Source organism: Cellulosimicrobium sp. E-16 (assembly GCF_049913115.1).
GTDB lineage: Bacteria > Actinomycetota > Actinomycetes > Actinomycetales > Cellulomonadaceae > Cellulosimicrobium.
In genome coordinates this window covers 115,358-127,645 of the sequence record NZ_CP183974.1, presented here as the reverse complement: position 1 = coordinate 127,645, position 12,288 = coordinate 115,358, and the positions used below count along the sequence as shown (strand labels likewise).

Annotated in this window: 15 protein-coding genes; 5 read left to right on the top strand and 10 right to left on the bottom strand. The window is 74.6% G+C overall.

Annotated elements, in window-relative coordinates; all coding sequences use genetic code 11:
• Position 1: 1 nt before the first annotated feature.
• The 6 genes from ACN9MS_RS00605 to ACN9MS_RS00580 all read right to left on the bottom strand — a co-directional run bounded on the left by ACN9MS_RS00605 (position 2) and on the right by ACN9MS_RS00580 (position 6,229).
• Entirely contained in the window at positions 2-298 is a 297-nt protein-coding gene (locus ACN9MS_RS00605) for an acyl carrier protein (RefSeq protein WP_426310252.1), read from the bottom strand.
• A 73-nt stretch (positions 299-371) separates the two neighbouring features.
• The gene (locus ACN9MS_RS00600; protein WP_426310251.1) at positions 372-1,688 is read right to left on the bottom strand and encodes a type III PLP-dependent enzyme; all 1,317 of its coding nucleotides are present in this window, start codon (positions 1,686-1,688) and stop codon (positions 372-374) included.
• On the bottom strand, positions 1,685-3,172 hold the full coding sequence (locus ACN9MS_RS00595; RefSeq protein WP_426310250.1) for a hypothetical protein: 1,488 nt from the start codon (positions 3,170-3,172) through the stop codon (positions 1,685-1,687). The genes ACN9MS_RS00600 and ACN9MS_RS00595 overlap by 4 nt, the downstream gene beginning before the upstream one ends.
• Positions 3,169-4,146, bottom strand: a complete 978-nt coding sequence (locus ACN9MS_RS00590; RefSeq protein ID WP_426310249.1) for a 3-oxoacyl-[acyl-carrier-protein] synthase III C-terminal domain-containing protein — start codon at positions 4,144-4,146, stop codon at positions 3,169-3,171. Before ACN9MS_RS00590 ends, ACN9MS_RS00595 begins: the two co-directional genes overlap by 4 nt.
• On the bottom strand, positions 4,143-4,409 hold the full coding sequence (locus ACN9MS_RS00585; protein WP_426310248.1) for an acyl carrier protein: 267 nt from the start codon (positions 4,407-4,409) through the stop codon (positions 4,143-4,145). The genes ACN9MS_RS00590 and ACN9MS_RS00585 overlap by 4 nt, the downstream gene beginning before the upstream one ends.
• Positions 4,406-6,229 carry a fatty acyl-AMP ligase gene (locus ACN9MS_RS00580; protein WP_426310247.1) on the bottom strand — a complete coding sequence of 608 codons (1,824 nt, stop codon included), beginning with the start codon at positions 6,227-6,229 and terminating at the stop codon, positions 4,406-4,408. Before ACN9MS_RS00580 ends, ACN9MS_RS00585 begins: the two co-directional genes overlap by 4 nt.
• A 231-nt stretch (positions 6,230-6,460) precedes the next feature.
• Here ACN9MS_RS00580 and ACN9MS_RS00575 point away from each other — a divergent pair, with 231 nt between their 5' ends.
• Positions 6,461-7,162 (top strand): helix-turn-helix transcriptional regulator, encoded by a 702-nt coding sequence (locus ACN9MS_RS00575; RefSeq protein WP_426310246.1) that lies wholly within the window; start codon positions 6,461-6,463, stop codon positions 7,160-7,162.
• On the opposite strand, the gene ACN9MS_RS00570 is transcribed toward ACN9MS_RS00575, so the two are convergent.
• The gene (locus tag ACN9MS_RS00570; RefSeq protein WP_426310245.1) at positions 7,159-7,578 is read right to left on the bottom strand and encodes a VOC family protein; all 420 of its coding nucleotides are present in this window, start codon (positions 7,576-7,578) and stop codon (positions 7,159-7,161) included. The genes ACN9MS_RS00575 and ACN9MS_RS00570 overlap by 4 nt on opposite strands.
• Before the next feature lie 62 nt (positions 7,579-7,640).
• Here ACN9MS_RS00570 and ACN9MS_RS00565 point away from each other — a divergent pair, with 62 nt between their 5' ends.
• Entirely contained in the window at positions 7,641-8,270 is a 630-nt protein-coding gene (locus ACN9MS_RS00565) for a putative glycolipid-binding domain-containing protein (protein ID WP_426310244.1), read from the top strand.
• A gap of 112 nt (positions 8,271-8,382) precedes the next feature.
• On the opposite strand, the gene arfB is transcribed toward ACN9MS_RS00565, so the two are convergent.
• Entirely contained in the window at positions 8,383-8,820 is a 438-nt protein-coding gene (gene arfB, locus ACN9MS_RS00560) for an alternative ribosome rescue aminoacyl-tRNA hydrolase ArfB (protein WP_426310243.1), read from the bottom strand.
• Positions 8,821-8,913: 93 nt separating this feature from the next.
• Positions 8,914-9,270: an iron chaperone gene (locus ACN9MS_RS00555; protein ID WP_426310242.1), complete on the bottom strand. Its 357-nt coding sequence runs from the start codon at positions 9,268-9,270 to the stop codon at positions 8,914-8,916.
• Between the two features lie 147 nt (positions 9,271-9,417).
• Here ACN9MS_RS00555 and ACN9MS_RS00550 point away from each other — a divergent pair, with 147 nt between their 5' ends.
• Positions 9,418-10,044 carry a superoxide dismutase gene (locus tag ACN9MS_RS00550; RefSeq protein WP_053369073.1) on the top strand — a complete coding sequence of 209 codons (627 nt, stop codon included), beginning with the start codon at positions 9,418-9,420 and terminating at the stop codon, positions 10,042-10,044.
• A gap of 129 nt (positions 10,045-10,173) precedes the next feature.
• Here the strand turns inward: ACN9MS_RS00550 and ACN9MS_RS00545 are convergent, their stop codons facing one another.
• Positions 10,174-10,884 (bottom strand): iron dependent repressor, metal binding and dimerization domain protein, encoded by a 711-nt coding sequence (locus tag ACN9MS_RS00545; RefSeq protein WP_426310241.1) that lies wholly within the window; start codon positions 10,882-10,884, stop codon positions 10,174-10,176.
• Positions 10,885-11,002: 118 nt separating this feature from the next.
• On the opposite strand from ACN9MS_RS00545, the gene ACN9MS_RS00540 reads away from it, so the two are divergent.
• Positions 11,003-11,347, top strand: a complete 345-nt coding sequence (locus ACN9MS_RS00540; protein ID WP_426310240.1) for a PadR family transcriptional regulator — start codon at positions 11,003-11,005, stop codon at positions 11,345-11,347.
• Complete coding sequence (locus tag ACN9MS_RS00535) at positions 11,344-12,288, top strand: permease prefix domain 1-containing protein (RefSeq protein ID WP_426310239.1); 945 nt, start codon at positions 11,344-11,346, stop codon at positions 12,286-12,288. The genes ACN9MS_RS00540 and ACN9MS_RS00535 overlap by 4 nt, the downstream gene beginning before the upstream one ends.

Sequence of the window (12,288 nt, the reverse complement as noted above, 5' to 3'; positions counted from 1 at the left end):
GTCAGTTCCGGGTCGAGTGCTCGACGACGAAGTCCGTCAGCGAGCCCACGCTCTCGAGGTGGTGCTGCTCGAGCGACTCCGGGTCGACCTCCATGTCGAGCGAGTCCTCGAGGGCCATGAGCAGGCCGAGGACGCTCGTCGAGTCGAGGTCGAGGTCGTCGAACAGACGGGTCGCGTCCGTGACGTCGGGCAGCGGGCGACCGAGGACGCTCGACAGCGCCTCGACGACGGCGCCGACGACGCGCTCGCGGCCGAGGGCCTCCTGGGACTCGGTGTTCGTGCCGGTACCGATGCTCACGATGGTTCCTCCGGGTGGGTCGGGCGCCCGCGGTGCGGGCGGCGGCTGGGTGCCGGCCGGGCCGGCCGGCGGGTCAGGGTGCGGCGACGGCCTCGGCCGGGGCGACGCGCGCGCCGAGGTCGTGGAAGACCTGGCGGGACAGGAGGTCGTCGGGCGTGTCCGCGTGCCGCACGAGGAACGACTCGTCGCCCAGCGTCAGCACCTCCGCGGGGTAGCCGTGGCTGAGGAAGTGCACGGGCGACGCCGTCGCGCCGTACGCGCCGGACCGGTCGACGGCGACGAGGTCGCCGGCCGCGAGGTCCGCCGGGAGCGGGACGGCCTTGCCGATCGTGTCGTTGGGCGTGCACAGCGGGCCGGTGACGTTCCACGGCACGTCCTCGGCGCCGGACGTGGGGCCCACCTTGCGCATCGGGAAGTTGCGCTTGACGAACGACCCGATGCCGACCGCCGCCATGTGGTGGTTGGTCCCGCCGTCGGCGACGGCGAACCGCTCGCCCATCGACTCCTTCACGTAGCGCACGCGCGCGACGTACGTGCCGCACAGCGCCACGAGGTAGCGGCCGAGCTCCATGACGAGGTCCGTCGCGGGGTGCCGCTGCACGAACGCCTCGACCACCGGGTTGAGCGCCGCGGTGAGGACCTCGACGTCGAGGTCGCGCTCGCGCTCGAAGTACGCCACGCCCAGGCCCCCGCCGACGTCGACGAGCTCGAGCGGGAAGCGGAGGCGGTCCGCGAGCCGCTCCGCGAGCTCGAAGATGCGCGTCGTGTTCTCGACGATCGTCCCCTCGTCGAGGATGCGCGTGCCCATGTACACCTGGACCCCGACGACGCGGGCCGTCGTGAGCCCGGCGCACAGGTCCGGCGCGTCGAGGAGCTGCTGCTCGTCGATGCCGAACTGGCGCGGCTTGCCGCCCATCGTCAGCCCGGAGCCCTTGACGGAGAACGACGGGTTGACGCGCAGCACGACGCGCGCGGGCCGCCCGGTCGCGCGTGCGAGCTCGTCCACCAGCGCCAGCTCCGGCAGCGACTCGACGATGATCGCGCGCACGCCCGAGTTGAGGCACGCGACGAGCTCGTCCCGGCTCTTGCCGGGCCCGAGGAACAGGACGTCCTGCGGCTCGACGCCCGCCGCGAGCGCCGTGCGCAGCTCGGCGAGCGACGACACCTCGGCGTTCGCGCCGAGCGAGTGCAGCAGCCCGCAGATGCTGACGTTCGGGTTCGCCTTGAGCGAGTAGAAGATCCCCAGCGCGGGGTGCAGCCGCTCGCGCAGGGCGCGGTAGTTCGCGGCGAGCACGTCGCCGTCGTACACGTACACGGGCGTGCCGAACTCCTCCGCGACCGCGGTGAGGTCCGCGCTCCCGGGCGTCGGCCGGCTCGGCGTCGCGGTCATCGGGGGTCTCCTTCGGTCGGGTCCGCGGTCGTGCGCCCGGTCGGTCCTGCGGTGGTGCGCCCGGCCAGCCGCTCCGCCACGGCGCGGTCGAGGCGGGTCAGCGCCTCCTCGTCGGGCGCGACGAGGAGGCCGTGGAGCCGGCCGGCGAACGTGCCGCCCGGGGTCGGGGACGACGCGCCCGCGTTGACGGTGCCCGTCCCCTGGACGACGAGGCCCGCCTGCCCGGCCGCGCCGGGGAGCAGGTCGCCGAGGACGTCGTGGAGCGCTGCGTACGACAGCGGGGCGTCGAGCACGAGCGGGTACTGCCGCGCGAGCGCGACCCACCCGTCCGGCTGGAACCGCTCCTGGAGGGGGACGGTGTACGTGGACATGTTGCTGCGCGCGTTGATCTCCAGGACCGGCAGCAGCGAGCCGTCCGTGCGCACGAGCGCGTCGACCCCGACGAGGCCGTGGAAGCCGTCGGCGGCGAGCCGCGCACCGAGGCGTCCGGAGAGCTCGGCCAGCGCGTCCACCTGCACCGCCGGCAGGCGCGACGGGATGCGGTGGCCCTTGTGGACCCCGCCCTCGGTGATCGCCTCCTTGACGAAGTCGAACGCGACCGAGCCGTCCTGCGCGACCGTGAAGTGGTAGTTCAGGTCGGTCGCCTTGTCGGCCCAGACCTCCACGACCACGGCGAGGCGGTCGTCGCCCGAGCGCGCGGCCCGGCGCGTGACCATGCGCACGAGCTGGTCGAGGCGGCGCGGGTCGTCGACGACGAGGATCCCCTTGCCGGAGACGCCGTACGCGTCCTTGACGCCCACGGTCGCGCCGTCCGCGACGAGCCGCGCCGCCTCGGCGCACGCGCGCTCGAAGTCCTCGACGGTCCGGCACGCCCAGCCGCGGGCCTGCTCGATCCCGAGCTCGTCGCACAGCCCGCGGCTGTAGACCTTGCTGTTGACGGCCTTGGTCGTCGCGGCGTCGGTGAGCACCGAGGGCAGCCCGGTCGCGACCGCGAGGTCCTCCTCCGCCGCCGACGTCCCGTGCGCGAGGAGGCGCACCCCGTCTGCCGCCAGGTCGCGCAGGCGCGCGAGCAGCGCGGGCGAGTCGAGCGCGTCGAGGGTGACGGTGCGCAGGGGGTCGCTCGACTCGGCGACGTGCACGGTCGGGAGCCCGACGCCGAGCGCGTCCAGGTGGGCGAGGTGGTCCGGGTCGGGCTCGGCCTTGAGCACGACGTGGTCGTCCGGGCCGGCGAGGAGCAGCGCGAGCTCGTCCATGCGGTTGACGAGCGCGGCCGTCGCCGACGCGCCGCCGACCGAGGGCAGGCCGACCTCCCCGACCGCCCACGCGTCCTCGACCTCGAAGTTCCCGAGCAGCACCAGCGGCGCGTCGGGGGCGCCCGCGAGCGCGCGCTTGGTCCGCGCGAGGAACGGCTCGCGAGCGGCCCCCGTCATGGCATCCGGGGCAGCGTCCGGGGCGGCGGCCTCCGCCACCTGCTCGACCGTCATGCGGGCTCCTCCGTCTCGTGGGGCGCGTAGCGCAGGACCATGGCGGAGAACGTGGCACCCAGCCCCACCGCCACCATGAGGAACGGGTCGCCGGGCTGCAGCCGGCCCTCGGCGCGCGCGGCGGCGTAGCCGATGAACGAGTCGGCGCCGAAGCAGTGCCCGGTCACGGGCACGTCGTCGAGCCGGACGCGCGCGATCGGCAGCCCGAGGCGCGAGCACAGGCGCCGCCACGACACGCGGTTCACGTTGTGCGGCAGGACGAGCGCGAGGTCGTCCAGCGTCAGGCCCGCGCGCTCGACGGCCTCGAGCACGACCTGCGCGAGCACCTCGGTGTACGCGACGCCGAACGGTCCGGCGAGGTCCTCCGGGAGCGGGACCTGGTGGTACTCGCCCAGGGTGCGCGTCGCGTAGGACAGCACGGGGCTGCCCACCCGCGCCGAGACCCCAGCGGTGGTCTCCGCCGCCACGAGGACGGCTGCCGTGCCCTCGCCCATGATCGTCGTGCCCTCGATGAGGCGGGACCCGGGGCTGAACGCCTTCTCGCCGGTGAGGACGAGCGCGAGCGCGTCGGGGTCGCCGTCGGCGGCCAGCAGGCGCCCCGCGACGTCCACGGCGAGCAGCGCGGACGCGCACGCGTGCTGGGTGAGGGTCCACACGACCGCGTGGTCGAGCCCGAGGCGGTCCGCGGCGTCGTGCAGGGGGTTGACCCCGACGGGGGCGACGGTCGCGATCGTCCGCGCGCCGAGCACGTACCGGACGCGGTGCTCGTTCCCGGCGAGGCCGGGCACGGCGCGCGCCGCGGCGACGAGCAGGTCGGTGAGGCTCTCGTCCGGCGCCGTGCACACCTCACGGAGCCCGAAGAAGCGCTCGAACACGCCGAGCTCGAGGTGGTCGAGGCCCAGCTCGTCCGCGAGGTCGCGGATGGGCACGCGCGTCGCGGGGACGTGCGCGCCGACGTCGACGAGGGTCGTCATGCCGCCGTCCCGGGGACGTCGACGACGCTGCGCAGGTGCTCCGCGAGCGCGCGGGGCGTCGGGTTGTCGACGACGGCCTCCGGGTCCAGGTCGACGCCGAGCGCGTCCTCCAGGTCGCCCAGCAGGGCCAGCACCTGGACCGAGCCGAGGCCGAGCCCGGCGAGGTCGCCCGCCGGGTCGACGTCGGCCGGGGTGACCCCCAGGGCGGCGGCGACGTGGCGGAGCACGAGGTCGTCGAGCGTTCCGGGCAGCGGTGCGGTCATGATCGGGTCCCTGCGAGCTCGGTGCGCGCGCGGTCTCGGGACGCGCGCAGGGAGTGGAGCTCGGCGAGGTCACCCTGGCCGTGCAGGTCGCGCGCCCGACCGCGCTGGATCTTGCCGCTCGTGGTCCGCGGCACCTGGCCGGGGCGCACGAGGACGACGTCGTGCACCGGGGCGCCCGACACGGAGGCCAGGTGGGAGGCCATCTGGCGCACGACCGCGTCCAGCTCGTCGTCGGCGCTCGCGCCGAGCCGCGCGCCGGGCGTGGGCCGGAACTCCTGGACCGCGCACAGCGTGCCCGGCAGGCCCTCCGCCTCGAACACCGCGCCCGGACGGCCCTCGGCCCCGGGGTGCAGGCGGCGCAGCTCGCGCTCGAGGTCGTAGGGGTACAGGTTGCGCCCCGCGACGATGAGGAGCTCCTTGATGCGGCCCGTGACGACGAGCTGGCCGCCGTGCAGCGCCCCCAGGTCCCCGGTGCGGAGCCACGGGCCCGTCCCGTCGGCGGCGACGGCGCCGAACGTCTCGGCCGTCGCGCCCGCCGCGGCGTCTCCCCAGTACCCGGCCGCGACGGTGCCGCCGCGCAGCCAGACCTCCCCGACCGCGCCGTCGGGCACCTCGACGCCCTGGTCGTCGACGAGGCGCAGCTCCACCCCGCTCGGCGGGCCGCAGCACACGAGCCGCGCGCCCGGGACGCTGCCCCGGCCCTGCGCCGCGGCGTCCGGGAGGGCGGACAGGAACGACGCCTCCTCGAGCACGACCAGGCGGCCGTCAGCGAGCGCCGCCTCGTCCGCGGTGATGACGAGCGGGAGCCGGCGGTCCGGGTACGTGGCCGTCAGCGTCGCCTCCGCGAGGCCGTACCCCGGGCCGTGGGCCGACCCGCGGAACCCGACGGGCTCGAACCGGCGCGTGAAGGCGTCGAGGACGGCGGGGTCCACCGGCTCGGCCCCGCCGAGCGCCCAGCGCAGGCGGGAGAGGTCGAGCTCGGCGAGCTGGTCGTCGCGCACGCGCCGCGCGCACTGGTCGTAGCCGAAGTTCGGCGACGCCGTGACGGTCGCCCCGGTCTCCGTGATCGCGGAGAGCCAGCGGACGGGGCGCTTGAGGAACGACGTGGAGGGGACGATGACGGCCGTCGCGCCGAGACCCAGGGGGACGAGCAGCATCCCGACGAGGCCGAAGTCGTGGTACCCCGGCAGCCAGCTGCAGAAGACGTCCTCCGGGACGAGGCCGAGGGTCGTCGAGAAGGCGTCGTGGTGGTGCAGGACGTTCGCGTGCGTGACGACGACGCCCTTGGGGCTGCTCGTGGACCCGGAGGTGTACTGGAGGAACGCGACGTCCTGCGGGCCCGGGCGGCCGCGCCGGGCCGGGCCGTCCGTGGCGCCGTCGACCACGGTCACGACGACGGGACCGCCGTCGGCGCGCCGCAGCGGCTCCGCCCACTCCGTCGTCTCGGTCGCGGCGGTCGGGTCGACGAGCACGACGGCCGCGTCGCAGTCGACGAGCATGCCGCGCACGCGCTCGCGCTGATAGGCCTGGCCGCCCGGGAGCGGGGACGGGACGGGGATGAGGCCCGCGTAGAAGCAGGCCACGATCCCGACGACGAACGAGGCGGTCGCCGAGTAGAGGACCAGGGCCCGGTCGCCCGGCTCGTGGCGCGCGGCGAGGTCGGCCGCGAGCACCGCCGCCTGCGCGTCGAGCTCGGCGTAGGTCAGCGTGCGCCGCTCGCCCACCTCCGGCACGACGACGACGGCCGCGTGGTCCGGCCGCTCGCGTGCGTGCTCGTGGACGAGGTCCACGAGGGTCAGGTCGTCGGGCTGCGCGCCCATGGGGCCCCCTCCGTCACCGGCACCGGGTCCGTCCCGGCACGTTGGACGCCGGGCAGCACGAAGCCCGACCCGGCGGTCCGGGGGAAGCCTGGCAGCGGACGGACGCGGTGTAAACAAATCCGACGTGTCCGGAAGAGGACAAATGCCCGCTGACCTCCGCGTTCGTCACATCGGTCCGCCCGCCGGGACGGCCCGGGAGCGCCGCGCGGGGGTCGACTAGAGTCACACCGCGTGACGTCGTCGGAGCGAGACCCGGTCCTCGGCGCCAGGCGCTCCGCGCGGGCCGTCGCGCTGCGTCGAGCGCGCGACGTCCTCGTGCTCGACGACGGCAGCAGTCACGACCCGGACCCCCTGTGGGCACGGGTGCGCGAGCAGACGCGCCGCGAGGCGCGCGTGCGGATCGTGACGGTCGAGCCGGCAGGGCCGCCCCGCGTCGGGCCGACCGACGACGTTCCGCCCGAGGACGACACCCTCGGCGACGGTCCGCTCGACGCCGCGTCACCCGCAGCCGACCGCCGCCCCGGCATCCCCGACGACGCGCCCGGCGCCGGTCCGGCAGTCGAGCACCGCGTGGCACCCGCGCTGCCCCTGTCGCTCGTCGCCCTCGACGACACGGTCGTCCTCGTCGCCCGGCCGGACCGCACGCGCGCCGTGACCGACCGGGACGCCGTCCTCGCGCTGCGGGCCCTCGCCGAGTCCGAGTGGGGCCGGGCACGGGCGGCCGACGACGCGCTCGCCCCGAGCGAGGACACGCTGCTGCGGCTCCTCGCCGAGGGCAAGACAGACACCGCCGTCGCCGCGCGGCTCGGGGTCTCGCCGCGGACGGTCCGGCGTCACGCCGCGGGGCTCATGGGGCGGCTCGGCGCGACGAGCCGGTTCGAGGCCGGGGCGCGGGCCGCCCAGCGCGGCTGGATCCGGATCACCGACCGCTAACGGGCGGCCGCCGCCGCCAGCTCGGCGTCGCTGCGCAGGATGCAGAACTCGTTGCCCTCCGGGTCGGCGAGCACGACCCAGCCGCCGCCGTCGGGCGTGCGCCGGTCCGCGACCTGCGTCGCCCCGAGCGCGAGCACGCGCTCGACCTCCTCCTCGCGCGTGCGGTCCGTGGGCCGCAGGTCGAGGTGGACACGGTTCTTCAGCTCCTTGCCGTCGGGCACCTCGACGAACAGGACGTGGCCGCGGCTCTCGACGGGCGTCGCGGCGTCGGCGGGCGGGATGATCATGCACTCCTCGTGGCCGGGGAGGTTGGGGTCGCCGGGCACGTCGGTGTACCCGAGGACCTGGGCCCAGAAGACGGACTGCGCGTAGGAGTCGCGCGCGTCGAACGTGGTGTGGGAGATGCGAGAGGTCATGGGCGCGACCCTGCCACGCCCTCGCCGCGCGGGCACCGCCTTTTCGCCCGAGACTGGCGCGCGTGAGCGCATCGACGAGGCACGTCGCGTGGACCGGGTGGGACGACGACCCGGACCGCCTGGAGGCCGCGACCGTCGCCGTGCGCGACGACCGGCTCGCGGCGCTGGGCACGTCGCGCGCGACGTCGTACGCGACCGCGTGGGCGCTGCGCACCGGTCCCGGCTGGGTGACCGAGCACCTCGACGTCTCCGTGCGCGGGCTCGGGTGGTCGCGCCACCTCGACCTCGTCCGGTCGCCCGACGGCGCGTGGCGCGCCGACGTGCGCGAGTCGGGGACGCCGCCGTCGGGCCTCGCCGCGCCGGGGATCGCCGACCCGGCGTCGCTCGACGGCGCGCTCGACTGCGACGTCGCGCTGTGCCCGGTCACCAACACGATGCCGATCCTGCGCCTCGGGCTGCTCGGCGACCGCCCGCCGTCGGGCGAGACGCGCCTGGTCATGGCGTGGGTCGACCTGCCGTCCCTCGCGGTCCTGCGCAGCGATCAGGTCTACGCCGCGCGCGAGCCGCTCGACCCCATGACCGGTCAGGGCGTCGTCACGTACACGAGCGCCACGCGCGACTTCACGGCAGACCTCACGGTCGACACCGACGGCCTGGTGCTGGACTACCCGCACCTAGCCCGCCGCCGCTGACCACCCGGCCCCCGCCGAACACGACGTCGCTGTCGTTCTGGCGCCGAGAACGACGTCAACCTCGTGCTCGACCGCGCGCGGGGTCGTGCTCGGCGAGCGGAGGCAGCCTCGGTCAGTCCTGCGGCGGGCGGCGCAGGCGCTTGACCTCGGTGCGCCGCTTCTTGGCGCCGATCCGGCGCTCGACCGACCCGCGTGTGGGCCGGGTCGCGCGGCGCGGCGGCCCCGGCGGGGCGACGGCGTCGGCGAGCAGGGCGGCGAGCCGGGTCCGCGCGGCGTCCCGGTTGCGCCGCTGCTCGCGGTGCTCGGACGCCGTGACCGTGACGACGCCGTCCACGACCCGCCGGCCCAGCCGGTCCAGCACGCGTGCGCGCTGGGACTCCGTGAGCACCACCGACCGTGCGACGTCCCACGAGAGCTCGACGCGCGAGTCGGTCGTGTTGACGCCCTGCCCGCCCGGCCCGGACGAGCGCGAGAACCGCCACGACAGCTCTGCCTCGGGGACGACCAGGGTGGTCGTCACGCGCAGGCCGGGGCGGGCGTCGTCGGGCATCCGTCCATCGTGCCCGACGGCGCCCGCGCGGCCCAGGGGATTCGCGGCCTGCCGTACGGCACGGGTGGCGGGGGCTCCGCCCGCTCGGCGCCCTCAGCGGTCGAGCTGCGCGTCGATCTCCGCGACGCGAGCCGCGACGAGGTCGCGGACGACGTCGTCGGGCAGCGGGTCGTCGCTCGAGAACCGGACGGTCCCCTTGGCGTGCGAGAAGCCGTCGAGCCGCGACTCGACGGCGGTCACGGCGGCCGGGCTGAACGGGTAGACCGCGAGGTGCTTCGCCGACGCCATGGCGCTGAGCAGCGCCTTGCCGCGGTAGACCAGCGCGGGCATGCCGTAGCTCGTGCCCTCCGTGGCGTCGGGCACGACGTCGCGCGCGACCTCGACGACGCGCGCGAGCGTCGCGCGGTCCGGCTCGTCGACGCCGGCCAGATAGTCCGTGACGGTCCCCATCGGGACATCGTCCCGCCGCCTGCGGCGGACCGCTCGGCGAGCGGGACGGTCCGTCCGACCTGCAAGATCACAGTGCGCCCACCTTGACCTCAACCGTGGTCGAGGTCCTAGCGTGGCTGCATACCGACGGAAGGAACCTGAGGAACCATGCCTGTCTACACTCTCCCCGAGCTGTCCTACGACTACGGTGCGCTCGAGCCGCACATCTCCGGGCGGATCATGGAGCTGCACCACTCCAAGCACCACCAGGCCTACGTCACCGGCGCGAACACCGCCCTGGAGAAGCTCGCCGAGGCCCGCGAGACCGGCGACTTCGCCGCGATCAACCTGCACGAGAAGAACCTCGCGTTCAACCTCGGCGGCCACGTCAACCACTCCGCGTTCTGGACCAACCTCTCCCCCGAGGGCGGCGGCGAGCCCACCGGCGAGATCGGCGCCGCGATCGACGAGCACTTCGGCTCCTTCGACGCCTTCAAGAAGCAGTTCGCCGCAGTCGCCGCCGGCGTCCAGGGCTCGGGCTGGGCCATCCTCGCCTGGGACTCCATCGGCTCCAAGCTCGTCACCGTCCAGCTCTACGACCAGCAGGGCAACCTCACCCTCGGCCTGACCCCGATCGTCCTGCTCGACGTCTGGGAGCACGCCTACTACCTCGACTACCAGAACGTGCGCGCCGACTACGTCACCGCCTGGTGGAACCTCGTCAACTGGTCCGACGCCGAGGCCCGCCTCCAGCGCGCCAAGACCCAGACCGCCGGGCTCATCGTCCCCGCCTGACGAGCCCCGCAGGACGACACCCCGGGGCGAGCACGAGCCAGCTCCCCCACCACGACGAGGTCGGTCCCGTCATCCACCGGATGACGGGACCGACCTCGTTCTCGGCGGCTCGCCGGAACCGCACCAACCTCAGTCCGCGGTCACGAAGAGGTGCCGCGCGACGTCGTCGGGCAGGTCGAGCACGGTCTCGGCGCCGTCGCCCGACACGGTGACGACGCCGTCGTTCACCGCGACGACGAGGGTCTGGCGCGGGAAGACGCCCGCCTCGGCGAAGCGCGCGAGGAGCTCCACGTCGACCTGGACCGGCTCGGCGATGCGCTGGAGGAGGACGCGCACCTCGTCCCCGTCGGTCGCGCCGCGCGCTGCGAGGTGCACCGGGAGGGAGACGACGCCGTCGAGGTACTCGACCTCGGGCAGGTCCTCGCCCAGCTCGCGCAGGCCCGGGATCGGGTTGCCGTACGGGTCGTGCGCGGGGTGGTCGAGGAGCGCGACGAGGCGCTGCTCGACGAGGTCGCTCATCACGTGCTCCCAGCGGCAGGCCTCGGTGTGCACCTGCTCCCAGTCGAGCTTGATGACGTCGGTGAGCAGCCGCTCGGCGAGGCGGTGCTTGCGCATGACGCGCACCGCCGTCTGCTGCCCGAGCGGCGTGAGCTCGAGCTGGCGGTCGCCGCCGACGACGACGAGGCCGTCGCGCTCCATGCGCGCGACGGTCTGGGAGACGGTCGGCCCCGAGTGCCCGAGGCGCTCGGCGATCCGCGCGCGCAACGGAGGGATCCCCTCCTCCTGCAGCTCGTAGATCGACTTCAGGTACATCTCGGTGGTGTCGATCAGGTCGGTCACTCGGCCTCCCGCGGCAGGTACGCACTCTTCTCTGGAACCGTTCCAGTCTAGCGCTCTACGGCCGACACGATGATGTGTCTCTTGCGCATACTGTGTGCCACACACTATGGTGTGACACATGACCGATCCCGAGATCTTCGCCGGGCACAGCCAGGAGGTGCGTCGCGGCTCCGTCGTCGTCGCGAGCCTCCTGCTGCTGCGCACGCCCGGCTACGGCTACGGGCTCCTCGAGGCGCTCGCCGCGGCGGGCGTCCCCGTCGACGCCAACACGCTCTACCCGCTCCTGCGCCGGCTCGAGAAGCAGGGCCTGCTCGTGAGCGAGTGGAACACCGACGAGGCGCGGCCGCGCAAGTTCTACCGGACCTCCCCCGCGGGCGAGCGCTTCGCCCGCGACCTGCTCGACGAGTGGCTCGCGATCGCGCGGAGCCTCCGGACCATCGACTCCCAGGAAGGCACGCCATGACGCTCACCGACCGCTACGTCGCCGCCACGCTGCGCCGCGTCCCCGCGGACCAGCACGCCGACCTCGAGCAGGAGCTCCGCGCGTCGGTGGCCGACGCCGTCGAGGCCAAGGTCGAGGCCGGCACCGACCCGGCCCGCGCCGAGACCGACGTCCTCAACGACCTCGGCGATCCCGACCGCCTGGCGGCCGACCTCGCCGGTCGCCCGCTGTACCTCATCGGGCCCACGCTCTACCTCGACTGGCTACGCCTCCTCAAGGTGCTGCTCTGGGTCAGCCTCATCCCCGGGGCGATCGTGCTCACGACGGACCTCGTCGACGGCGGCCCCGTCGGGTCGGCCATCTGGAGCGGCATCTGGACGACCGCCTCGGTCGCCCTCCAGATCACGTTCTGGACGACCCTCGTCTTCGTCCTGCTGGAGCGCTACGGCACCCCGCGGAGCCAGGACGAGCTCACCGGACCGTGGACCGTCGACCGTCTCCCGACGGAGCGCGCGCCGCGCGAGGTCACGCTCGTCGACACCGTCGTGTCGGTCGGCCTGCTCGTGCTGGTCGCCGCCGTGCTGCTGCTCCAGAACGTCGCGACCTACCGGGGGCCTGACGGCACCGCGGTCCCCGTGCTGCACCCCGACCTGTGGCCCGTCTGGACCGGCGTGCTCGTCGCGCTCGTCGCGGCCGAGATCGTGCTCACGATCCTCGTGTACGCCCGCGGCCGGTGGACCGTCGGTCTCGCCGCCGTCAACACGGTCACCGGGGTGCTCTTCGCCGGTGCCGTCGTCTGGCTCGCGAGCACCGACCGCCTCGTGAACCCGGCGTTCCTCGAGGTCACGGGCGGCGACTCGCTCGCGTGGCTCTCGAACGGGATCATCGCGGCGACCGTCGTCATCGCGGCCTGGGACGTCATCGACGTCTGGGTCAAGACCCTGCGCGGGCGCCGCGCCTAG

Coding starts and splice junctions, on each gene's coding strand:
- ACN9MS_RS00600 (WP_426310251.1), bottom strand. CDS start 1,688: ATGACCGCGACGCCGAGCCGGCCGACGCCCGGGAGCGCGGACCTCACC.
- ACN9MS_RS00595 (WP_426310250.1), bottom strand. CDS start 3,172: ATGACGGTCGAGCAGGTGGCGGAGGCCGCCGCCCCGGACGCTGCCCCG.
- ACN9MS_RS00590 (WP_426310249.1), bottom strand. CDS start 4,146: ATGACGACCCTCGTCGACGTCGGCGCGCACGTCCCCGCGACGCGCGTG.
- ACN9MS_RS00585 (WP_426310248.1), bottom strand. CDS start 4,409: ATGACCGCACCGCTGCCCGGAACGCTCGACGACCTCGTGCTCCGCCAC.
- ACN9MS_RS00580 (WP_426310247.1), bottom strand. CDS start 6,229: ATGGGCGCGCAGCCCGACGACCTGACCCTCGTGGACCTCGTCCACGAG.
- ACN9MS_RS00570 (WP_426310245.1), bottom strand. CDS start 7,578: ATGACCTCTCGCATCTCCCACACCACGTTCGACGCGCGCGACTCCTAC.
- arfB (WP_426310243.1), bottom strand. CDS start 8,820: ATGCCCGACGACGCCCGCCCCGGCCTGCGCGTGACGACCACCCTGGTC.
- ACN9MS_RS00555 (WP_426310242.1), bottom strand. CDS start 9,270: ATGGGGACCGTCACGGACTATCTGGCCGGCGTCGACGAGCCGGACCGC.
- ACN9MS_RS00550 (WP_053369073.1), top strand. CDS start 9,418: ATGCCTGTCTACACTCTCCCCGAGCTGTCCTACGACTACGGTGCGCTC.
- ACN9MS_RS00540 (WP_426310240.1), top strand. CDS start 11,003: ATGACCGATCCCGAGATCTTCGCCGGGCACAGCCAGGAGGTGCGTCGC.
- ACN9MS_RS00535 (WP_426310239.1), top strand. CDS start 11,344: ATGACGCTCACCGACCGCTACGTCGCCGCCACGCTGCGCCGCGTCCCC.